At 45.2% G+C, this 19,253-nt stretch carries 15 protein-coding genes; 6 read left to right on the forward strand and 9 right to left on the reverse strand.

The window, feature by feature from the left end:
- Window position 1: 1 nt before the first annotated feature.
- The 4 genes from ACXAGP_RS10445 to ACXAGP_RS10460 form a co-directional block, all read right to left on the reverse strand.
- A complete protein-coding gene (locus tag ACXAGP_RS10445) occupies window positions 2-640 on the reverse strand; it encodes an HAD hydrolase-like protein (protein ID WP_475261263.1) in 639 nt (212 codons plus the stop codon).
- On the reverse strand, window positions 633-1,802 hold the full coding sequence (locus ACXAGP_RS10450; protein WP_475261265.1) for a hypothetical protein: 1,170 nt from the start codon (window positions 1,800-1,802) through the stop codon (window positions 633-635). Before ACXAGP_RS10450 ends, ACXAGP_RS10445 begins: the two co-directional genes overlap by 8 nt.
- Window positions 1,799-2,554, reverse strand: coding sequence for a polyprenyl diphosphate synthase (uppS, locus tag ACXAGP_RS10455; RefSeq protein WP_475261266.1), 756 nt, complete (start codon window positions 2,552-2,554; stop codon window positions 1,799-1,801). The genes ACXAGP_RS10450 and uppS overlap by 4 nt, the downstream gene beginning before the upstream one ends.
- A gap of 163 nt (window positions 2,555-2,717) precedes the next feature.
- Window positions 2,718-3,143 (reverse strand): hypothetical protein, encoded by a 426-nt coding sequence (locus tag ACXAGP_RS10460; protein ID WP_475261267.1) that lies wholly within the window; start codon window positions 3,141-3,143, stop codon window positions 2,718-2,720.
- Window positions 3,144-3,413: 270 nt separating this feature from the next.
- Here ACXAGP_RS10460 and ACXAGP_RS10465 point away from each other — a divergent pair, with 270 nt between their 5' ends.
- Window positions 3,414-7,148, forward strand: a complete 3,735-nt coding sequence (locus ACXAGP_RS10465) for an FG-GAP repeat domain-containing protein (RefSeq protein WP_475261269.1) — start codon at window positions 3,414-3,416, stop codon at window positions 7,146-7,148.
- Between the two features lie 83 nt (window positions 7,149-7,231).
- Here the strand turns inward: ACXAGP_RS10465 and upp are convergent, their stop codons facing one another.
- Window positions 7,232-7,861 (reverse strand): uracil phosphoribosyltransferase, encoded by a 630-nt coding sequence (gene upp, locus ACXAGP_RS10470; RefSeq protein WP_475261271.1) that lies wholly within the window; start codon window positions 7,859-7,861, stop codon window positions 7,232-7,234.
- Window positions 7,862-8,196: 335 nt separating this feature from the next.
- On the opposite strand from upp, the gene aroQ reads away from it, so the two are divergent.
- From aroQ to accC, 3 genes are read left to right on the forward strand one after another with little or no spacing between them, the layout of a single operon-like run.
- Entirely contained in the window at window positions 8,197-8,640 is a 444-nt protein-coding gene (aroQ, locus tag ACXAGP_RS10475) for a type II 3-dehydroquinate dehydratase (protein ID WP_475261272.1), read from the forward strand.
- 34 nt (window positions 8,641-8,674) lie between these two features.
- A complete protein-coding gene (gene accB / locus ACXAGP_RS10480) occupies window positions 8,675-9,127 on the forward strand; it encodes an acetyl-CoA carboxylase biotin carboxyl carrier protein (protein WP_338294357.1) in 453 nt (150 codons plus the stop codon).
- Between the two features lie 11 nt (window positions 9,128-9,138).
- A complete protein-coding gene (gene accC / locus ACXAGP_RS10485; protein ID WP_475261274.1) occupies window positions 9,139-10,488 on the forward strand; it encodes an acetyl-CoA carboxylase biotin carboxylase subunit in 1,350 nt (449 codons plus the stop codon).
- A 214-nt stretch (window positions 10,489-10,702) separates the two neighbouring features.
- On the opposite strand, the gene ACXAGP_RS10490 is transcribed toward accC, so the two are convergent.
- On the reverse strand, window positions 10,703-10,888 hold the full coding sequence (locus ACXAGP_RS10490) for a hypothetical protein (protein WP_475261276.1): 186 nt from the start codon (window positions 10,886-10,888) through the stop codon (window positions 10,703-10,705).
- A gap of 284 nt (window positions 10,889-11,172) precedes the next feature.
- Between ACXAGP_RS10490 and ACXAGP_RS10495 the strand changes: the two genes are divergently transcribed.
- Together ACXAGP_RS10495 and ACXAGP_RS10500 are read left to right on the forward strand one after the other, a co-directional pair.
- A complete protein-coding gene (locus ACXAGP_RS10495; protein WP_475261277.1) occupies window positions 11,173-12,417 on the forward strand; it encodes an aspartyl protease family protein in 1,245 nt (414 codons plus the stop codon).
- 153 nt (window positions 12,418-12,570) lie between these two features.
- Window positions 12,571-15,150, forward strand: coding sequence for a leucine-rich repeat domain-containing protein (locus ACXAGP_RS10500; protein WP_475261278.1), 2,580 nt, complete (start codon window positions 12,571-12,573; stop codon window positions 15,148-15,150).
- A 116-nt stretch (window positions 15,151-15,266) separates the two neighbouring features.
- Here the strand turns inward: ACXAGP_RS10500 and ACXAGP_RS10505 are convergent, their stop codons facing one another.
- The 3 genes from ACXAGP_RS10505 to ACXAGP_RS10515 form a co-directional block, all read right to left on the reverse strand.
- Window positions 15,267-16,520 (reverse strand): MFS transporter, encoded by a 1,254-nt coding sequence (locus ACXAGP_RS10505; RefSeq protein ID WP_475261280.1) that lies wholly within the window; start codon window positions 16,518-16,520, stop codon window positions 15,267-15,269.
- A 117-nt stretch (window positions 16,521-16,637) separates the two neighbouring features.
- Window positions 16,638-17,639: a LacI family DNA-binding transcriptional regulator gene (locus ACXAGP_RS10510; RefSeq protein ID WP_475261281.1), complete on the reverse strand. Its 1,002-nt coding sequence runs from the start codon at window positions 17,637-17,639 to the stop codon at window positions 16,638-16,640.
- A gap of 102 nt (window positions 17,640-17,741) precedes the next feature.
- On the reverse strand, window positions 17,742-19,247 hold the full coding sequence (locus ACXAGP_RS10515; protein ID WP_475261283.1) for a trehalase family glycosidase: 1,506 nt from the start codon (window positions 19,245-19,247) through the stop codon (window positions 17,742-17,744).
- Window positions 19,248-19,253 lie beyond the last annotated feature (6 nt).

The raw sequence follows: 19,253 nt of genomic DNA on the forward strand, positions 1-19,253 counted from the left end.
GCTAATTGTTTTGCACATACCGCATCAGGATGGTGCACAACTGCTGGATGTTATCGGCTGAATTATCCGGTGCGGCATGGCCTATTATCTCAGCGCTATTATAGCCCCATGTCACTGCGGTGATGGGCACTCTTGCGTGGCGGGCTGCCTCTATGTCGCGCAGTTCATCGCCCACATATAAAAACTCACCAATCCGCCTTTTCAGGCGTCGCAGCACTCGCTTTTTGCCAAATAAAGAAATGTCTGCCTTGATGAAATCGGGATTTGGTAGTTGATGATATCTAAACCACGACGCCACATTTTTAGCACTGTTGGTACTGACGATGCCAATATTACATTGCCCGGAGAATTGCGCAAACAATCCCGCGATATCGGGGTGTAAGCTCAGCTCCTGAATGCGTTTCCCCAGCATGCGTTTACCGAAGGCCATAACAAGCGGAACCTTATACCAGGCGATGCCGAAATAACGCAGGACTTCTCTGGCGGGCTTTTGTTTCAGCGCTTTTAGGGTGTCAGCGTCTACTGATTTAAAATGAAAGCGCTGCGCCAGCTTGTTCATGATTTCATGGTTTACAGCGATGCTGTCCACTAATGTGCCATCAAAGTCAAAAACGATGGTAGGACGCTGATTATCAATCATTATTGTCACTTTTATTCATGCCAAACATCAGATCATGTTGCCCTTTCATCCCCACCAAATGACAAGCCGCAATAAACATTACCCAGCACATGGAGCCGAAAAACAAGTAGCCCGAGTAGCCCAAAAACGGCATCTCAAATATCAGGAAATCGTGAATATAAGGCAAGTTGTAGTGCCAAAAGTTGGGGTTATTAGGCTGACTGTAATAGTTCCACATCTCCCAAAAAAAGCCGTTAAACAAGGCGGCAAGGCCCATCAGGATCACAGGTGACCAGTTGCCTTCTTTAATCGTGGAAAATGGGGTCCAGATACCCGCCAGTGCGCAACAGCTGGTGAGTACCATTAGTGGGCCCAGCCAAATCAGCCAGAATAACAACTCGAACTCGATACTGGTGATCACGCATAACAACAACCCCGTGATGAAATAAATGTAAGTACCCTTTTTACCCGGAGCAATTCGTGGGCCGTCGGCGTAAAACTGGCTAAATCCCTTAAAGGTACTGAGTAGCTGATACCAGATAAACAAGGCTGGCCATACAGTGCTAAAGGTTAATGCCGACCATAAATAGGTGTAAGGCTTGGGAATAAGTTCAATGTAGGGATAGTACCAGTTTTTCAGTACCAGAAAGTTCAAAAACTCAAAATAGTACCAACCAATTTCTGACATAACGGCGCAAATAAGCAACAAGCGAGGGTGCAGGCTAAAAAACGATTTGCCGCCAGTGCGATAATACAAGATGCCATCAAGTGTGAAAATGAAGCCCCACCAAAGCGGCACAAACATGAAATGGCGCAGCATGCCCAGTACTTCAAATTGGCCCCACATAATAGTCCAGGCACTGAGGCACACCACTAGCCCTAACCAGAACCAAATGGGCAATGTTGCTTTGGGTTGCGCTGCTTGTATGTAATAGGGGTTGGGCTTGCCCTGATGCTTGAACCCAAACAATCCGGGCTTCATCAAAAACACCATGATTAGAACGAAAATACTGCCAAGTACGGCAAACACTGTCCAGTCAAAAGGAGCAGGTTGTTTGGCTTGCTGTGCCAAAATACCGAATCCGGGGGGCAAGCCTTGCCAGCGCCAAAAACTACCCAGTAGTGGAAATACGAGTAACGCCAAAAGGCCAAAATAAAACAGCCAATGGGGTTTGGATTTCATGACAACATATCCTTTTGTATGCTCTTATCTTTTTCTGACGTCTTCTGGTCATCTGAAGTGACTGCGCTCACATCACCAAAACGACGCTCCCTGGTGCCAAAGCAGGCCAGAGCCTGCTCAAACTCTTGACGTCCGAAGTCCGGCCATAGTACGTCCGTGAAGTAGTATTCTGCGTAAGCTGCCTGCCAAATCAGGAAGTTGCTCAAGCGTTTTTCACCGCTGGTTCTGATGATTAAGTCCACCTTGGGCAGCGATTTTGTATCCAGGTTTGCGGAAAGCTCTTCAATGGTGAGTTTGGAGAGATCTCTCTTTTGTTTGGCAAGTTTTTGCACCGACCGTATGATCTCATCTTGACCGCCGTAATTGACAGCCAGGCGTAATTTTAAACCGGTATTGTCCTTTGAAATATGCTCAGCGTGTTTCAACAGTAGTTTGGTTTTTAGCGACAGGTGGCTGCGATCTCCGATGAGTTCAAACTGCACGTTGCGCTTCAGGAAATCCAGAATTTCTGTTTCCAGATATAGGTTCAGAATGTCAAAAATACTGAAAACTTCATCGTCTGGCCGGGACCAGTTTTCGGTAGAAAAGGCATACATTGAAAGGACTTCAATACCTTCATCTATCGCGGCATGGATAATATCAGTCGCTGCGCGCGCGCCTTGTTTGTGGCCTTCCTTGCGCGGCAAATCACGAAGTGATGCCCATCTGCCATTACCGTCCATGATAATGCCCAAGTGACGTATAGGACGCATAGTTATTATTTTTCTGTATCGTCTGTTTTGTGCGTGGGTACAGCAATAGTGTTTCGATGAGAAATTTACTGCTTGACCAATAAAGTTATCATCAATTCTTCCATATATAAGAAAAATGTAAACAATTGTTACGCGAAGTGCTTAAATTTGCAGTGGCTAATTATCAAAACAAACGGTTGGCGCTAAAAAGTAATATCATTGCAGCACACCAACCTAAGCCAATGCTAAGGGGTAAAAAGCCAAGCACCACCCCAACCTTTGATAGCAAGTCGTCTCCCACAATATCGGGCTTTATGGCCTGCAAGATAAAGCCAAAGGGATTGTAAATGGCGCCGATAAAGGTGAGCCACAAAATGATAGCGGGTACTGAGATTTGCAGTTGTATTAGTGTTAAGTATACGCCGAATAACAAGGCGCTCATGATCAGGTAATCGATATGCGAGCGCACTAAATCCCGATAGTTGGGAAATAACTTCTTCACCCAACGCCATTTCAGGTAGCGGGAAGCGGTCAGCAGCCAGGCTTCCAAAAGTGCCATTATCAAGCAGATAGCAGCAGCAAGTGGCAGAAGGTAAAGTTCAGCGGACATAACGCATTATCCTTTTTCCGGTCAGACGGTAAACTCCGTTATTTATGACATTGAAAAGGGGGTAGACACAACAGGTTTTCATCTGAGCAATGAGGTATGTGTTCTCGTTGCCATATTAACTTCGCAGAGTTTTGTGTAAACTGCGAATAAAAATACTCCTCCATCCGTTTACAATCCACATCGTGCTTAATAACAATAGATAAAAGGGAACTGTCCATGTTATGCAATGCTATTAAACCTGTTCGAAACTGTTGTCAGGTAGTCAGCAGCTTGATTTTTCTAATTTTTATTAACGTCTCTGCTTACGCTCAAGTAGAAAGCACAGTTTACGACTTGCTAAAAAATGCAGAAGGTTTAAATGCTGTGCCATCCGCAAGGGTGAATATTGATGGTCTTTATTACTATACATCATGGTCTTATGGTGAGCCGGACGCGTTGTGGCAACACAATCCTCAAACCGGTGAAAAAACACACATCGCAATTGAAGAACCAACCGGTAGTGCAGTTTCCATTGATGAGATGGTCGTTGTAGATGGGCGATTATTTTTTGAAAGCAGTCCATCAACCACTCAACTGTGGTCATATTCACCCGGCGAAGAAATGGCCAGGTTAGTGAATCTTAATGGGCTTGCCAATGGTGCTGTGCTGAAGGGGCTGACAGCGATTAGCAACACTCTGGTGTTTATTGCGGAGCAGGAACAAGGCGGTGAAGTTATATGGCAGTACAATGTCGCGTGTAATTGTATTAGCGCCGTATCTTCCGCGTTTGCGTCAATTCGGGAGATTAAGGTTTATCAGGATAACTTATATTTGCGTGGTGCTTCGATTGAACCGGAGCAGCAACAAACTACCGAGCTTTGGCATGTTGACACCACCAATGCTGTGACTACGCAAATCACCAATTTGACAGATACCCGTGATGATGAAGTGGGTGGTTGGGTTAGCGGTTTCAAAGGCATTCAAAATAGCCTGATTATTGATTTCAGGCCAGGTAATTATGAACAAGAATTCTGGTCTTATGATTTATCGGAAGGCACGCTTGAGCCGATGGAGGAAATTAATGACAGGTTGAACCAGGACGGAACCTCTTATACAGCCCGGATAGCGGCGGTTGATGCTCAATGGTTAGCATTGCGATTCGAAGCTCCTGTTCCTTGGCAGCTTGGTGGACAGTTGTGGTTGTATAACCTTGCTTCTGCACAGGTAAAAAAGGTTGCTGACCTCAATGCCTATTGGGAATGTCATGAGGGAGAGGGCTCACTCTCTGCCAAGCTCCCTCCCATTGCGTTCAACGACGGGGAGTTTTTTTACGTAAGTAATGAACCTGATTCCGGGTATGGTATCTGGCGTTTCGACCTTGATAGTGATGAGCAAGTGGAGTTGACTCCTGACACATTAACTGCAGTGCAACCGAAATATAATTGTTGGGAAGTACAATATATCAGTAACGCCTTTTCTTTCAATGACCAACAAATGTATTTTGTTTCCAGCATCCGAACCGGGGAACCTGCTGACTCAAACGCATTTGATACTGCCCGTAGCGGTTTGTGGCACATAGATACCAGCACTGGCCAGGCCAATATGTTGCTGTCAGGGCACATCAAATTGTTCAGGATGGGAGCCCAATATTTGGTTATGTCTAATCCTGCTTACAGTGAAGATAAACCGGTCTCTTTCTGGAAGTTGGATGGCGCCACAGCGCAATTGACGGAAATCCCTGATATCAAACTTGAAAATAAATACAACCTTGATATTGATCCCATTGACGATGAACTGATTATTATCAGAAAGCGCAATTTTCAAAATGAAGTAAGCTACTGGTGGGTTGACGAAAACCTGAACATCAATGAATTACCACCTTTTGTGCAGAGCAATAGCAGTTCACTGCCTCGCAGTGCAGTAGTGTCCAACGATAAGATGTATTTTCTGGCCAAATCTTCACTATCACAACGTTATTTGTGGCAAGTGGGGGCTTCTGGTGTACCCCAGTTGTTGCCCATCAATCTGGGCAGAGAGTTTGCTGATGTCCGGATTAAGGTGGCAACAGACAATGAACTGATTATTCGTCACAGAGATGATGATTTCCGGTTTACTTATTCAAAGTTTAATACGACAGACAATAGCTTTGATCCTCTGACAGCATTTAACGACAGAATTGATAGCGGCTTTCAACATTACTTTTCAGTTGTGGATGACTTGATTGCAGTGATAGTTATTCGCAAAGATTACGAGCGTGGTTTAGATGGTATACGCGATATCTTTTTCTATGATCCTGAGACGGGAGAAATGCAAACCGTATTCAATGATGTTGCCAGTGGTACTCGGCTAATTAATAAAAAGTCTATATACCTCTTGCGTTATCTAGACAATCAATCCTTGCTCTGGCGTTGGGATATTGCAGAGCAGCAATATTATCCATTGGAAGAAGAAGAGGCGCCATATTGCAGCGGAGATCTGCTGCATAGCTATAAAACTACCACCGTTGATCATTTGATTTATTTTAATAGGCGGGAGCTAATGCGCCACGACTCCCTGACTGATGAATTTGTTAGTTTAGGCTGCACGGGGCGTATCCACGGATTATCACAAAATCTGCTGGTGTTTGAGCATCCGGAGGATGGCAATGCCGCCTTGTATCGCATTGAAGGGGACTCTACAGACAAACAATGGCTGGCAGATTTTGACAGCATTGGCGAGCGCTATCTGAAAGAGAATAATACGTTGTTCTTTGTGGCGGTGACTGAGGAACATGGCGAAGCGGTTTTCCGCTACAACGAGCAGATGGACGCGCCGGAAATGGTGATGCAAATCCAAGGGGAGTTGCTGCGTTTACAAGTCATTGATGGCGAGGTCTATGTGGTCACCCAATCAGTGCTGGAGGGGAGCAGCATCATTAGTGCCAAACTGTGGCGCAGCAGTGCTTCGACCCCGGTATTTGATTTTAGTGAACTTTATCATGACTTGCGCTACGGAGAGTGGTTTTCCTTTGCCGGTGATATCTGGCTGGATGCGTTTGTTATTTCAGAAGGCGAATCACTGGGTACAGAACTGGTACGTCTGCACCTCAATAGTGAACCAGTCAGAGGCAATACCTGGTTAGATTTTGATGGTGATGGCAAAGCGGATATTGGTTTTCGGGAGCCGCAGCAGCGCAATTGGCATATCCTATTGTCTTCGTCTGACGAAGAACAACATCAAACCTTTGCTCTGAGAGCCACGGATATCCCGGTTCACGCCGATTACGATGGTGATGGTATAACGGATATCGCCTTTCGCCGCCCTGAAACCAGATATTGGTATGTGCTGAATTCCAGCGGAAGCAATTATAACAGTGACCGCGGCGATGGTATTCAGCGGGTGAAGTTTGGTCTGGCTGATGAAGACATTCCCGTACCTGCTGACTACGATGGCGATGGTATTACAGATATGGCCGTGCGTCGGCCTTCCAAAAGCTTGTGGATTATTCGACTTTCATCCACCGGGCAAATAATAGAACGCACCTTTGGCTTGCAACCAGATGACATCCCCCTAGCGGGAGACTTCGATGGTGATGGCAAGGCGGATTTAGCCTTCCGCAGGCCGGGTAATAAAACCTGGTACGTAAAAAACTCCAGCGGTAGCAATTACAACAGTGAGCGAGGCGACGATATTCAGCGAGTGGTATTGGGTTTGTCTGATGACGATGTGCCAGTACCTGCAGATTATGACGGTGATGGCATTACCGATATTGCAGTATGGCGTGCTGCCAGATCGCTATTCATCATCAGTTATTCCACCACGGGCGAGTCGGCTTTGATTAAATTCGCTGACGCGAGTGAGGCGTTGCCTGTAGTAGCGGACTATGATGGCGATGGGGCCAGTGATCCCGCGCTTTATTTCCCGGATACAGGGCTGTACCGTATTCGTACTTATGCGCTTGGTAAAAACAACAATCGCTATTTGTCACCGGCGCAAGGAGCCGTGCCACTGGCGTTGCCCATACGCGAAATGATGAACCAGCTGTAATCTTCGAAATAGCTATAAGACAGCCCCCGAATAATTTGGGGGCTTTGAATTTTAAACGAAGTCGTCGGTTATACTAAGTTAACCTATTTAGTTCCGAAGATTTTATCTCCGGCATCTCCCAGGCCTGGCAGTATGTAGCCGTTTTCGTTCAGACGTTCGTCTATCGCTGCGGTGTAAATATCCACATCATCGTGAAACTGTCGAACGTTGTGGATGCCTTCTGGCGCTGCGAGTAGTACCAAACAGGAGATTGAAGTACAGCCTTTACTCTTGAGCAAGTCGATAGTGGCGTTCATAGTACCACCAGTGGCGAGCATCGGATCCAGGATAAGGGCATGGCGCTGCTCAACATCTTCGATGACTTTGTCGAAGTAAGGTACAGGCTGCAGGGTTTCTTCATCGCGGTAAAAGCCCACTACACTGATTTTCGCGGTGGGAACCAGGTTCATGACGCCATCCAGCATGCCCAAACCGGCTCTCAAAATCGGTACCAAAGTGATCTTCTTACCGTGGATTTGTTGTACTTCCAGCGTTTCGTCGTTCCAGCCCATGATCTCGGCTTTTTCAGTGGGTAGATGACGTGTTGCTTCATAAGTTAATAAGCCACCAATTTCACCAGCCAGCTCCCGAAAGTTTTTGGTGCTGATGTCCTTGGTGCGCATTAATCCTATTTTGTGCTCGATAAGGGGGTGTTTAATATAGTGAACTGGCATGGTGGTGATTCCTGAATGCTATTTTTTTATAAGTGTACTGTAATCCGGCTTCAGTTCCATTTAAATGTCATGAAAATGTCTTCAAAAAGAAACGACTTGGTTAGAAACTGCGTTAATCTTCGCAGATTAGACCAGTAAAATGCTGCCTTTTCTGTAGTTTTGCCTATAATGAAGCAAATTAACGAATTAATTGATACTGTTTGTTGGAATATTGAGCAGTTTTGACATGGGTCTTTTTGCTTGATATGACTATATTAGCTTTTGTGTAATTTTCGCCGACGTTTGCGGATTTTAACTCTAAATAAACAGTATTAACTTCGATAAGAAAGAACACATTGAAAATATTATTGCTTAACGGCCCCAATCTGAACATGTTAGGAAAGCGCGAGCCTGAGGTTTATGGCCATCGCACGCTGCAGGATATCGTGCAAGCGCTTAAAGAAAATGCTGCGGCTAAAGGTGCTAGTTTGGAGCACTTGCAATCTAATGCCGAGCATGAACTCATTGATAAAATCCACGCCGGATTTGGCAACACCGATTTTATCATTATCAATCCAGGTGCCTTTACCCATACCAGTGTGGCATTGCGAGATGCGCTGCTCAGTGTGTCTGTGCCCTTTATCGAAGTTCATCTTTCTAACGTCCATGCCAGAGAGCCTTTTCGTCATCACTCTTATCTTGCTGATGTCGCACAGGGCGTGATCTGTGGTTTGGGCGAGCAAGGCTATCACTTTGCCCTACAAGCTGCATTGCAACATGGCAATGGACAACATTCATAACAAACAATTAAATTGATTACATAGAGAGTCAACAATGGATATACGTAAAGTTAAAAAACTGATTGAGCTGGTAGAAGAGTCCGGTATCGCTGAGTTAGAAATTACCGAAGGTGAAGAATCAGTACGCATCAACCGCGGTCACACTGGCGGTGCATACATGGCGGCTCCAATGGCTCAACCAATGGCTCCGGCTCCGGTAGCAGCTCCTGCGGCTCCTGCGGCCAGTGCGCCAGCAGCTCCTGCGGCACCATCGGGTCACACTGTGCGTTCACCTATGGTGGGCACTTTCTACCGTTCCTCTTCACCGGGTACGCCAGCATTTGTTGAAGTGGGCCAGAGTGTTTCTGTGGGTGACACCCTGTGTATCGTTGAAGCAATGAAAATGATGAACCAGATTGAAGCCGACAAGTCTGGTGTGATCAAAGAAATCCTGGTGGATAACGAAGAGCCTGTAGAATTCGATCAGCCTCTGTTTATCATCGAATAAGAGGCAGACTCATGTTAGATAAAGTTCTAATCGCCAACCGCGGTGAGATCGCACTGAGGGTGCTGCGAGCTTGTAAAGAGCTGGGCATCAAAACGGTAGCGGTGCACTCCACGGTTGACCGAAATCTAAAGCACGTGTTGCTGGCCGATGAGTCTATTTGCATCGGTAAAGCCGCTGCGCAGGAAAGTTACCTGAACATTCCCGCCATCATCGCAGCCGCTGAAGTAACCAACTCTATTGCCATTCACCCCGGTTACGGCTTTTTGGCGGAAAACGCCGATTTTGCTGACCAGGTTGAGCAAAGTGGTTTTATCTTTATTGGCCCCAAAGGCGATACCATCCGTTTGATGGGTGATAAAGTGTCTGCCATTAACGCCATGAAAAAGGCCGGGGTGCCTTGTGTTCCGGGTTCTGATGGTCCACTAACAGACGATCAGGATGCTAACAAAGCCCACGCTAGACGCATTGGTTATCCTATCATCGTAAAAGCCGCAGGTGGCGGTGGTGGTCGCGGTATGCGTGTGGTGCGCTCTGAAGCTGAACTCATCAATGCAATTGCTACTACTAAAGCGGAAGCCAAAGCGGCATTCAATAACGATGTGGTTTACATGGAGAAATTCCTGGAAAACCCTCGCCACGTCGAGATTCAGGTTCTGGCAGACGGACAGGGCAATGCTATTCACTTAGGCGAACGCGACTGCTCCATGCAGCGTCGTCATCAGAAGGTCGTGGAAGAAGCGCCAGCTCCGGGTATAACACCAGAAATGCGTGCCAAAATCGGTGAGCGTTGCTGCAAAGCCTGTATCGAAATTGGTTATCGCGGTGCTGGAACGTTCGAGTTCTTATACGAAAACGGTGAGTTCTACTTCATTGAGATGAACACCCGTATTCAGGTAGAGCATCCGGTTTCTGAGATGATTACTGGCGTTGATTTGATCAAACAACAGTTACGCGTAGCTGGTGGTTTACCACTGTCGATTGATCAGTCGCAAATCAATATTAAAGGTCACGCCATTGAGTGTCGTATCAATGCTGAAGATCCCGATACCTTCATCCCATCTCCCGGTCCAATTGATATGTTCCATTCACCAGGTGGCCTGGGTGTGCGTTGGGACTCTCACATCTACGCAGGTTATGCCGTACCACCAAATTATGACTCCATGATTGGTAAGCTAATTACTTACGGTGAAAGCCGTGATGTAGCTATTGCCAGAATGCGTCACGCACTTGATGAGCTGGTGGTGGAAGGTATTAAAACCAATATTCCACTGCAGAAGAAAATCATGGCGGATGAAAGTTTTGGTGCCGGAGGTACCAACATCCATTACCTGGAAAAGAAACTGGGGATTGGTGGTCACTAGGACCAGCTGTAAGATAGTATCGAAAACTAAAACGGGCCAGATGGCCCGTTTTTTATTTCCAGCTACGCGTCTGATATGACGCGAATCCGTCTTTATTTCGCTTTTTTCAGCTTCTTTTTCAGCTTTTTGACTTTGCTTTCATGCTTAGCAATTTTCGCTTTGCGTGCTTTGATTTCTTTTTTTAGATCTTTAGCGGTAGATTTCGCCATTCGACTTACTCCTGATTCTTGCTATTTTCGTTTTGCTCTCGCTCATATTTGGCGACAAAGCTTTTGATGAATCGTCTTACTTCACGCGCAGCACTGGTATCAAGCTCATCACAGAGTTCGACAAATGCCCTCCGCTCCTCATCATTGATGCGGATTATTAACTGGCTATTCTTTTTCTTTGATCTTTTCATGACCAGATAAATCAATAATGGATAGCAAAACGATATTATAAAGATAGCAAATGTATATACATATCGCAAAGTGGTTGTGTTGCTGAAAATATCAGATGTGTTGCAATAACTTAGAATCATTACAACAAGCGAGCTCAATAAATTAAATGCGTCAACGCAGAGTTTGAGGAATTGGAACTCATCAGAGAGCGGTGAATATAGATAAAATACACTTTTAAATTCAATTTCACATTCGTTTCACGTTTGCGTTATTACCCTTCAAAAAAATATCTCGGGGTATCGCAGTGAAATTCATTAAAGCCTTATTATTATCTTCCGCTGTATTATTTCTCACCGGATGCAATCTGGTAAATGTTATCAAGATGCGTTATGCCAACGACGATATAACCCCTGTGTGGACACAGCAAAATACCCAAGCAGTGTTAAAGGCGTTTTATGAAGATGCTGAAAAACCTTATGTTGAAGTGTCGGTTAACGGTATTGATGGTTTTAAGTTCCTTATCGATACCGGCGCTTCTATGTCCTATGTGATTGATAGCGAGAAATCAAAAGCATTGAATTTAACCAAGGGGTATTCATTGTCCATAGGCGGTTGGGGCGATGAGGAAGATAGCACCCTGTATCAGACAAAAGTGTCTTCGCTGTCGTTATCAGGGGTTGTGTTTAATGATGTCAATATGGCCTATTTGCAAGCCTCTAAAAGCCGATATTTTGCGCGTCCAGATCAAACCACTTTTGACGGGGTAATAGGACATGATATTTTGCGTCACTTCAGTTGGATTTTTGATAAGGCGTTAAATCGGGTGGTGATCAGCAGCCTGCCTTATCAACCTAATGGTGATGAAAATACGATTCCATTTGACGTGTTCCTGAGCAAGATTGCCATCCCTGTTGAAGTGGATTTTGGCGCCAACCAAAAAGTGAAACAGGACTTTTTAATTGATACTGGCAGTCGCCATTACGCCAAGGTAAGTGCTGCTTATGTTAATGACAAGATAAAGCTGTCTGGCGCGAGTGTGACTGCAGCTGATTTTGGTTTAAGTGGCAAAACCGAGCATCAACGAAGTACCATTCCGGGGGTGAAAATCGGTGACCAGTGGTTTTCAAATGTGAAAATAAACCACATCGGGCCTGATGATGACGAGGATGAAAATTGGGTTATCGGGAATGCTTTACTCAATCAACAAGTCACGGTTATCGATTATCACAGCAATGTTTTGTATCTGCTGCCCAATGAACAAGCGCCATTCCATACCAAATACAATCTGACAGGACTGGAGCTGCGTAAAATTCTCGATGGTCGGTTTGTGTTGCGCTACGTTATGCCAGATATGGCGTCAGCGGGTTTAGACTTCGCAGAGGGGGATCTGATCTATGAAATTAATGGCCAGCCTGCCAAAAACATTAGTTTATTGGAATGGCTGACGATGGCAGCTAAACCCGGTGAAATCGAGATTTGCCGCTCCCGAGAGAATAACCAATGCATCTCAATGCAGTCTAAGCATATAAAGGGCTATTCGAAACCATAGAAAAATGTAAAAGAGTAAAAATATTCACTATTTGTGCTTCCATGTGCGGAATGAATTGCTTAGGGTAGGCGTCTTGGATTTAGTTATGGCAAGTAGCTTATCGTCTATCCGATGGATGAGTTGCAGTTTTCAACATGGATAAAGGAATAAATAGTGTTATTGGAAATTTTATCAAACCGGAAGAAGGTTAATTTAAAGCTAACCTTGAAACTGTGCTTATTTTTGGCGCTAAGTAGTGGGGTAAAGGCCGCGGGTACTGAGCTCGATTTTGATGGTGACGGCAAAGCGGATTTAATCACCAGAAGAACGCAAAGCGGTGAGTTTTTTTTGAAACTGTCTGGGCAATTGAGAAACTCGATTATTCCATTTGGAGAAAGCAGCGATATTCCTTTTTCAGGAGATTTTGATGGCGATGGAATCGCTGATCTTGGCCTTAGAAGAGCTTCTAATTACACTTGGTATATAGTGAATTCATCAGGTGTAGATCCAATTGATGGTAATGCCGACGGAATCACTCGCTATGTCTTTGGGCAAAGCTTCAATGATATCCCTGTACCAGCCGATTATGATGGTGATGGTATTACCGATATCGCGGTGCGCAGACCTGAAACTCAGTATTGGTACATACGAAATTCATCAGGTATCGATGGCTTGACTCATTACCCTGACGGTATAACTCGTCAGATTTTTGGTAGAGAATCCTCTGATATACCGGTGCCTGCAGACTACGATGGTGATGGGAAAGCAGATATTGCGGTAAGAAGAGCTCGTAATCACTACTGGTATATTCAAAACTCCTCAGAAATAGATAGCGTAAGCGGCCACACTGACGGCATTACGCGACTGCGATTTGGTCGCTCATCTACGGATATTCCCGTGCCAGCAGATTATGATGGTGATGGCAAGGCAGATATTGCCGTGCGCCGACCTCACAGCTATTTTTGGTATATCAGAAATTCCTCTGGGATTGACACCTTAACCGGCAATGATGATGGTATTAGTCGCTACCAGTTTGGCAAAAACTCGGCAGATATTCCTGTTCCTGCGGACTACGATGGCGATGGAAAAACAGACTTGGCAGTACGGCGGTTATCAGAAAATCCCAACCGAAATCAATGGTTTCTCTTAAACTCTTCTGGTATTGACCCGTTCCATGGCAATGCGGATGGTATTTCCCGAACGGTGTTCAGTCGCAATAAGCACGACATTCCATTAGCACAATCTCCTGGCGTATTATGGTTTAATGCTGATATTGATAGCGATGGTTTGAGTAATTTTGAAGAATATCGTTTTGGTACCGATTTTACAGCTATGGACACAGATGGCGATGGACTCTCTGATGGTACTGAAGTTAATGTCTATCAGACAAATCCGACTGAGATTGACTCAGATGGTGACGGGGTTGACGATCCCCTGGAAATAGAAGGCGGGAGTGATCCTAATGACAACAGCTCTACAGCTGTGCTTGTGGCTAATCTTCAGATGAACGATAGCGCTTTGCAGCAGTGTATTGTGAATACTGAAGCTGTATTAGTGGCAGAAATTACCGAGCTTGAATGTAGGGAAGAAGACATAACTGATATTTCAGGTATAGAACAGCTTACAGCACTACTTAAGTTAGACTTGTGGTCGAACAGTATCGCTGATATCAGCCCCCTTGCAGCAATGCTGCAACTAGAAAACTTACACCTTAGCCACAATCCTATTACTGACTTAAGCTACCTGTCAGGGCTGGTTAACCTGAATGAATTGTCATTGGTTGAGATTTCAGCCACTGACATTTCAGCACTGGTCAATTTAACTAATTTGCATAGCTTAAACTTAAATTTAAATAACTTTGAAGACTACAGCCCTATTGAAGAGTTGACACAACTACGAGAGTTATACTTACGCAATAATCAATTGTCGGATATTGCTATGTTAAGTAGTCTTAGTTCGTTGTGGCAGCTTAATTTACAAGGCAATAATATTACTGATATCAGTCCTTTGAAGGGATTACAAAGCTTGTATTTACTAAACCTGATTGATAATCAGATTAGTGATATCAGTGTAATGCCAGAGATTAAATCTTTAGGTCACTTATATCTGGATAATAACCCTGTTTTGGATCTATCTCCTGTGGCCGAGTTTGGCAACGAGCATCGTTGGGATGGCTTGTCTTTGCGTGGACTGCAGCTGACAGATATCAACTTTCTCAGTCAATTTGAGCAGATACTCAGCCTCGATGTAAGTGATAACAATATCAGTGATTTATCACCACTGGAAAATCTCATATATAACTATCGTTTGAATTTAAGTTATAACCAGATTACTGATATCAGCAAGATATCCCTATCCAGCGCACCATCATTGCTTTATCTCTATCTTGCGGGTAATCAAATAACAGATCTGTCGTATTTGAGTAATCTCAAAGAGTTAAGGATACTTGATCTTGAAAATAATCAGGTGCTAGATATTACCGCGCTTTCGGACTTAACTAAGGTGAGAAGGGTGAATTTAAACGGTAATCAGGTTTCTGAGCTGTCTCCACTAGGAGGATTGGGAAGTTTAACTCGGCTATACCTCGCGGATAATGAGATTATTGATATTTCAATGTTATTCGAAATGCCACAGGTTCTCACTTTAGACCTATCTGGTAATGATTTAATCTCATGTTCTGATCTGCAATCATTAGCTGACTTGATATCTTTTGAAGAGTTTACGCAGCCACAGTTGTGTGTCTCCGGTAGATGACATTCGCTCAATTGCATGCTCTCTGAACACTAACATTGAACTCGTTACTTAAACAATGTTATCAGGCCTTGCTGAAACGTTAAAAGCGAGCAAGGCCAGTGTTTTTATAGATCGCACTATCCTCTGTGGAGGGTTGGAATAGCTCTGCGATATAGAACCAGACTTATCAACAATATCGCCATGGGTACCAGCATGGTGTAAAACGCGGTTTGACCATCAAACATATCGAATACTGTGCCGGTTACCAGGCTGCCGAAAGTACCCCCCAAGGCCGAGAATATAACGATGAGGCCGGTCATACTGGCGTGCTGCGCCTTGGGTAGGGCACTGAGCACTACGGAATTAATGGCCGGATAGATGGGGGCCATAAATAACCCAATTAATGGCAATATCCAGGCGGCAAAAGGAATGGCGCTCCAGCTGTTAATGGGGTGGGAGGGCGCCGCTGTTTGGGTTAACGGGATAGTTAAAAGCAGTAGCAGGGCCATTGCAACGACGCACACCACCAAAAATACAAACCAATCTACTTTGCTCAAGATGACACCCGCCGACAATCGACCCACAGCCAGTGATGCGGCAAAAATGCTGGTGATCTGGACGCTGATATTGTTGCTCAAACCCAATACGTCTTTGTTGAAGGTAGGCAGCCAGGTACCTAAGCCTTGCTCAATCAAAACGTAGAAGAAGGCGCAACAAACAAACATCACCACAAAGGGCAACCAAACCAGAGATAACATGGCTTTGAAACTGTCAAAGGTAGATTCTGACTGGGCAATTTCGGGTGCAGGGAAATCCGCTGCTATGGCAGAAAACAACGCGATGCCACACAGGATCACCACTAACCAATAAACATTGAGCCATTCGGTTGATGCCGGGTTTTCTGGGTTAATAAAAAAGCTGAATATCCAATACCCAGATAACACACCCACCATAAAACAGCCTTCCAGTAAGTTCATTTTAGAGGCGTGCTGTTTGGCGGTGTCGGCAATCAATCCAATGGTGGAATACACAGACACCTTCACTAGAGCGAAACTCACACCGACCGATAAAAACAGTAATTTGGTCATGGCAAAACCGCCGACAATGGGCATTAGTGCTGAGCTGATGGTAACGATGATAAGCCCGGTAATGATGGCTTTCTTAAAGCCAAAACGAGGCAACCAGGAAGCCAGTAAAAAAGAAACAATCGCAATCGGTAAGTCTTTAAAACCCTCAAGGGTACTGGCTTGAGTTTTAGAGACACCAAAGCTTTCAATGGATTGCAGGATCACAGTGCCGACACTATTAAGTAAAATTGCGAATACGACGTAGGTACAAATCAAACTGATAAACACCAGTGTTTTTGATTCGCTATTAACAGTACTTGGCATGACATTTCCTCCATTATTGAGTTAATAATGGCATGAGATGCTTAAAAATGCAATCGATTGCAATTGTTGTTTTTATGTTAATGATTAGAACCGAGAGGTTTTAACCGTCGCGAATTATCAACTACTACTGCGCTGGATAAGTTGAGTGTCCAATATATAAGATTCGCCGGGTTTACCTGCCAATCTGTCGAACAACAGCTCCACCAGTTTTTCGCCGCCTTTACGGGTATCCTGGCGAATGGTGCTGAGGGCTGGGGTGGTGTAAGCCGAAACCGAAATATCGTCATAACCCACAAAGGCGATATCGTCGGGGATTTTCCTTCCGGCCTCGGTGAGGGCCTTAATCATGCCCAGAGCGATAGTGTCACTGGCGGCCACAATCGCGTCATAGTGAAATTGCCCCTCTTCCAGCAGTGCTTTGGTGGTCTTGTAGGCGTCGGAAAAGTTAAAGCGCACGTCCAGATGATGTCGGTACTGTTTGCCAGCGTCTTTAAGTGCCTGCTGATAACCAAAATAACGCTGCTCAGTTTCGTAAGACAAGTGACCAGCAAAACAGATATTTCTTCTACCTGTTTCTAATAAGTGCTGCGTGGCTAATAAGCCGCCTTTATAATTATCTGTGCCCACCGTGACATAGCCAGAGCCCGGCGCAACCTGACCCCACACAATGGCTGGTAGTTCTGGTTTGACTACTTCGGTAAAATGCTCAATGTCGTCACCTTGACCGAACAATATGACGCCATCGGCTTTCTTTTGATTTACCAGTTCAGGGACATTTTCCAGGGCTTCTCCCGGATGAGATGATAACAATAAGTCGTAATTGCGTTTGCTTAGTTCATCGGCAATAACCCCCACCAGGCTGAGTAAAAAGGGGTCGCTGGCGGATTGATCTTCCTCAGAACTTACCACTAACACCACCGCAATAGTGTAAGACTTTTGGGTGCGCAGATTGCGCGCCAGGGTATTAATTTTAAACCCCATCTCCTGCGCGATTTGTTTAATGCGCTTACGGGTTTTTTCGCTCACCAGATTACTGTCATTCAGAGCGCGAGATACGGTAGATTCGGAAACGCCCGCAATACGGGCGACATCGGTAAGAGTGCTGGCTTTTTTTGTCATTAATCCTTGGGCCTGAGGAGATCACACGCTCTAATGTCAGTGATGCTGAAACTTAATGCGAAGACTAGTTGTATCAATAATCCGATAAAAAACCAACCGGGATTATTCAAGCATCAGCTTTTTATAGAAGGCTCTGCATACGCCATTAGTCCAGCCAAAGCCGGTTTGTACCTGATATTCTCCGCCGCCAGCTATCATCCCTGGTGTGAGTACGTTGTACTTCTCTAACATACAACCATGGGTTTTGAGGCAGGTTTTGACATTACCTAGCCAGCTTTCCATCACTTGCATGGCCAGTCCTTGGTAGCCGTAGTTTTCCAGCCCGCACACAGCAAACCACTGCAATGGTGCCCAGCCGTTAGGACTATCCCATTGCTGCTCAGTTTCGGTGAGCGTGGTGACAAGGCCGCCTGGTTTGAGAAAATCAGTGGCCAGTTTTTCGCTCACTTGTTGTGCCTGTTGAGCGCTTGCCAGCCCCATCACCAGGGGCAAAACACCTGCCAGAGAGTAGATTTCTGAGGTTGTTTCTTTACTGAAGATCGCATCCATATAAAAACCGGACTCTTGATGCCAACACCAGTTCTGGATGGCGTTGGCTCGTTGCTGTGCCGCTTGCTTCAACTGAGCAGCGCGTTCCGGGTTGCTCAAAACGTCATAATAATGGGACAGCGAGGTTTCCAATTTCCAAAGCAAACAATTTAAGTCCACCGGCACAATGTCCGTGGTGCGAATAGAGCTGAGGTTATATGGCTCTGACAACCAGCGAGAGCTAAAATCCCAACCGGATTCGCAGGCCGCACGCACATCTTTGAAAAAATCCGCACGGCGTGGTGCCGGTATTTCGCTTGCCAGCTCTGAATCTTCTCGCCAGGACTCAGGTCTGGGGCCGTTATGGTCATCAAAATAACGATTCAGTACGGAGCCATCAGACATTAACAGGCAGCGAATTTGTTTGTTGTTATCGGAGCTCAGTTGCGCTGAGCCACGCATCCAGTATTGATACTCTTTTTCAAGACTGGCAACGGCACTCTCCAGGAAATCAGACTCGTTGAGCCGTGGCAATTTGTCTTTATGGCTGAGTAGCAATTCCAGTAGCAATGCCAGAATAGGTGGCTGAGTCCTGCCACGGTAGTAGTCTCGATTGCCATTGGGAATACAGCCATTGTTTTCAATCAGGTATTGGAAGTTGCTAAACATATCCAGTACGAGTTGATAATGGCCATCTTCACATAGCCCCAATGCCGTAAAGTAAGTATCCCAGTAGTAGATTTCCTGAAAGCGACCACCCGGTACAATATATGGATGTGGCAGTTCAATAAGGCTGTTGCCACTGATGGTATCGGGTTTGCGCAGTAGATGTGTCCACATACTACTGATGTATTGCAACATATCTCGCTGCACAGCATCTGAAGCTTTCACTTCTTTGTGTTCAGGTAAAATAAAATGTCTCTGCACAAACTTTCCAAGATCAAACTCCGGCAAATTAGATTCTTTTTTCCAATGCTCATCAATTTCTGAGAAAGGTTTGTTGGGAATGGCATCAGCAAAGGTTTTACTGTCTGAAAACAAGGCTGCTGATTGCACGGCAATGAACAGTTCGCTTTTCAAAAATGG

It is taken from the genome of Planctobacterium sp. AWM4_229 (assembly GCF_056160305.1).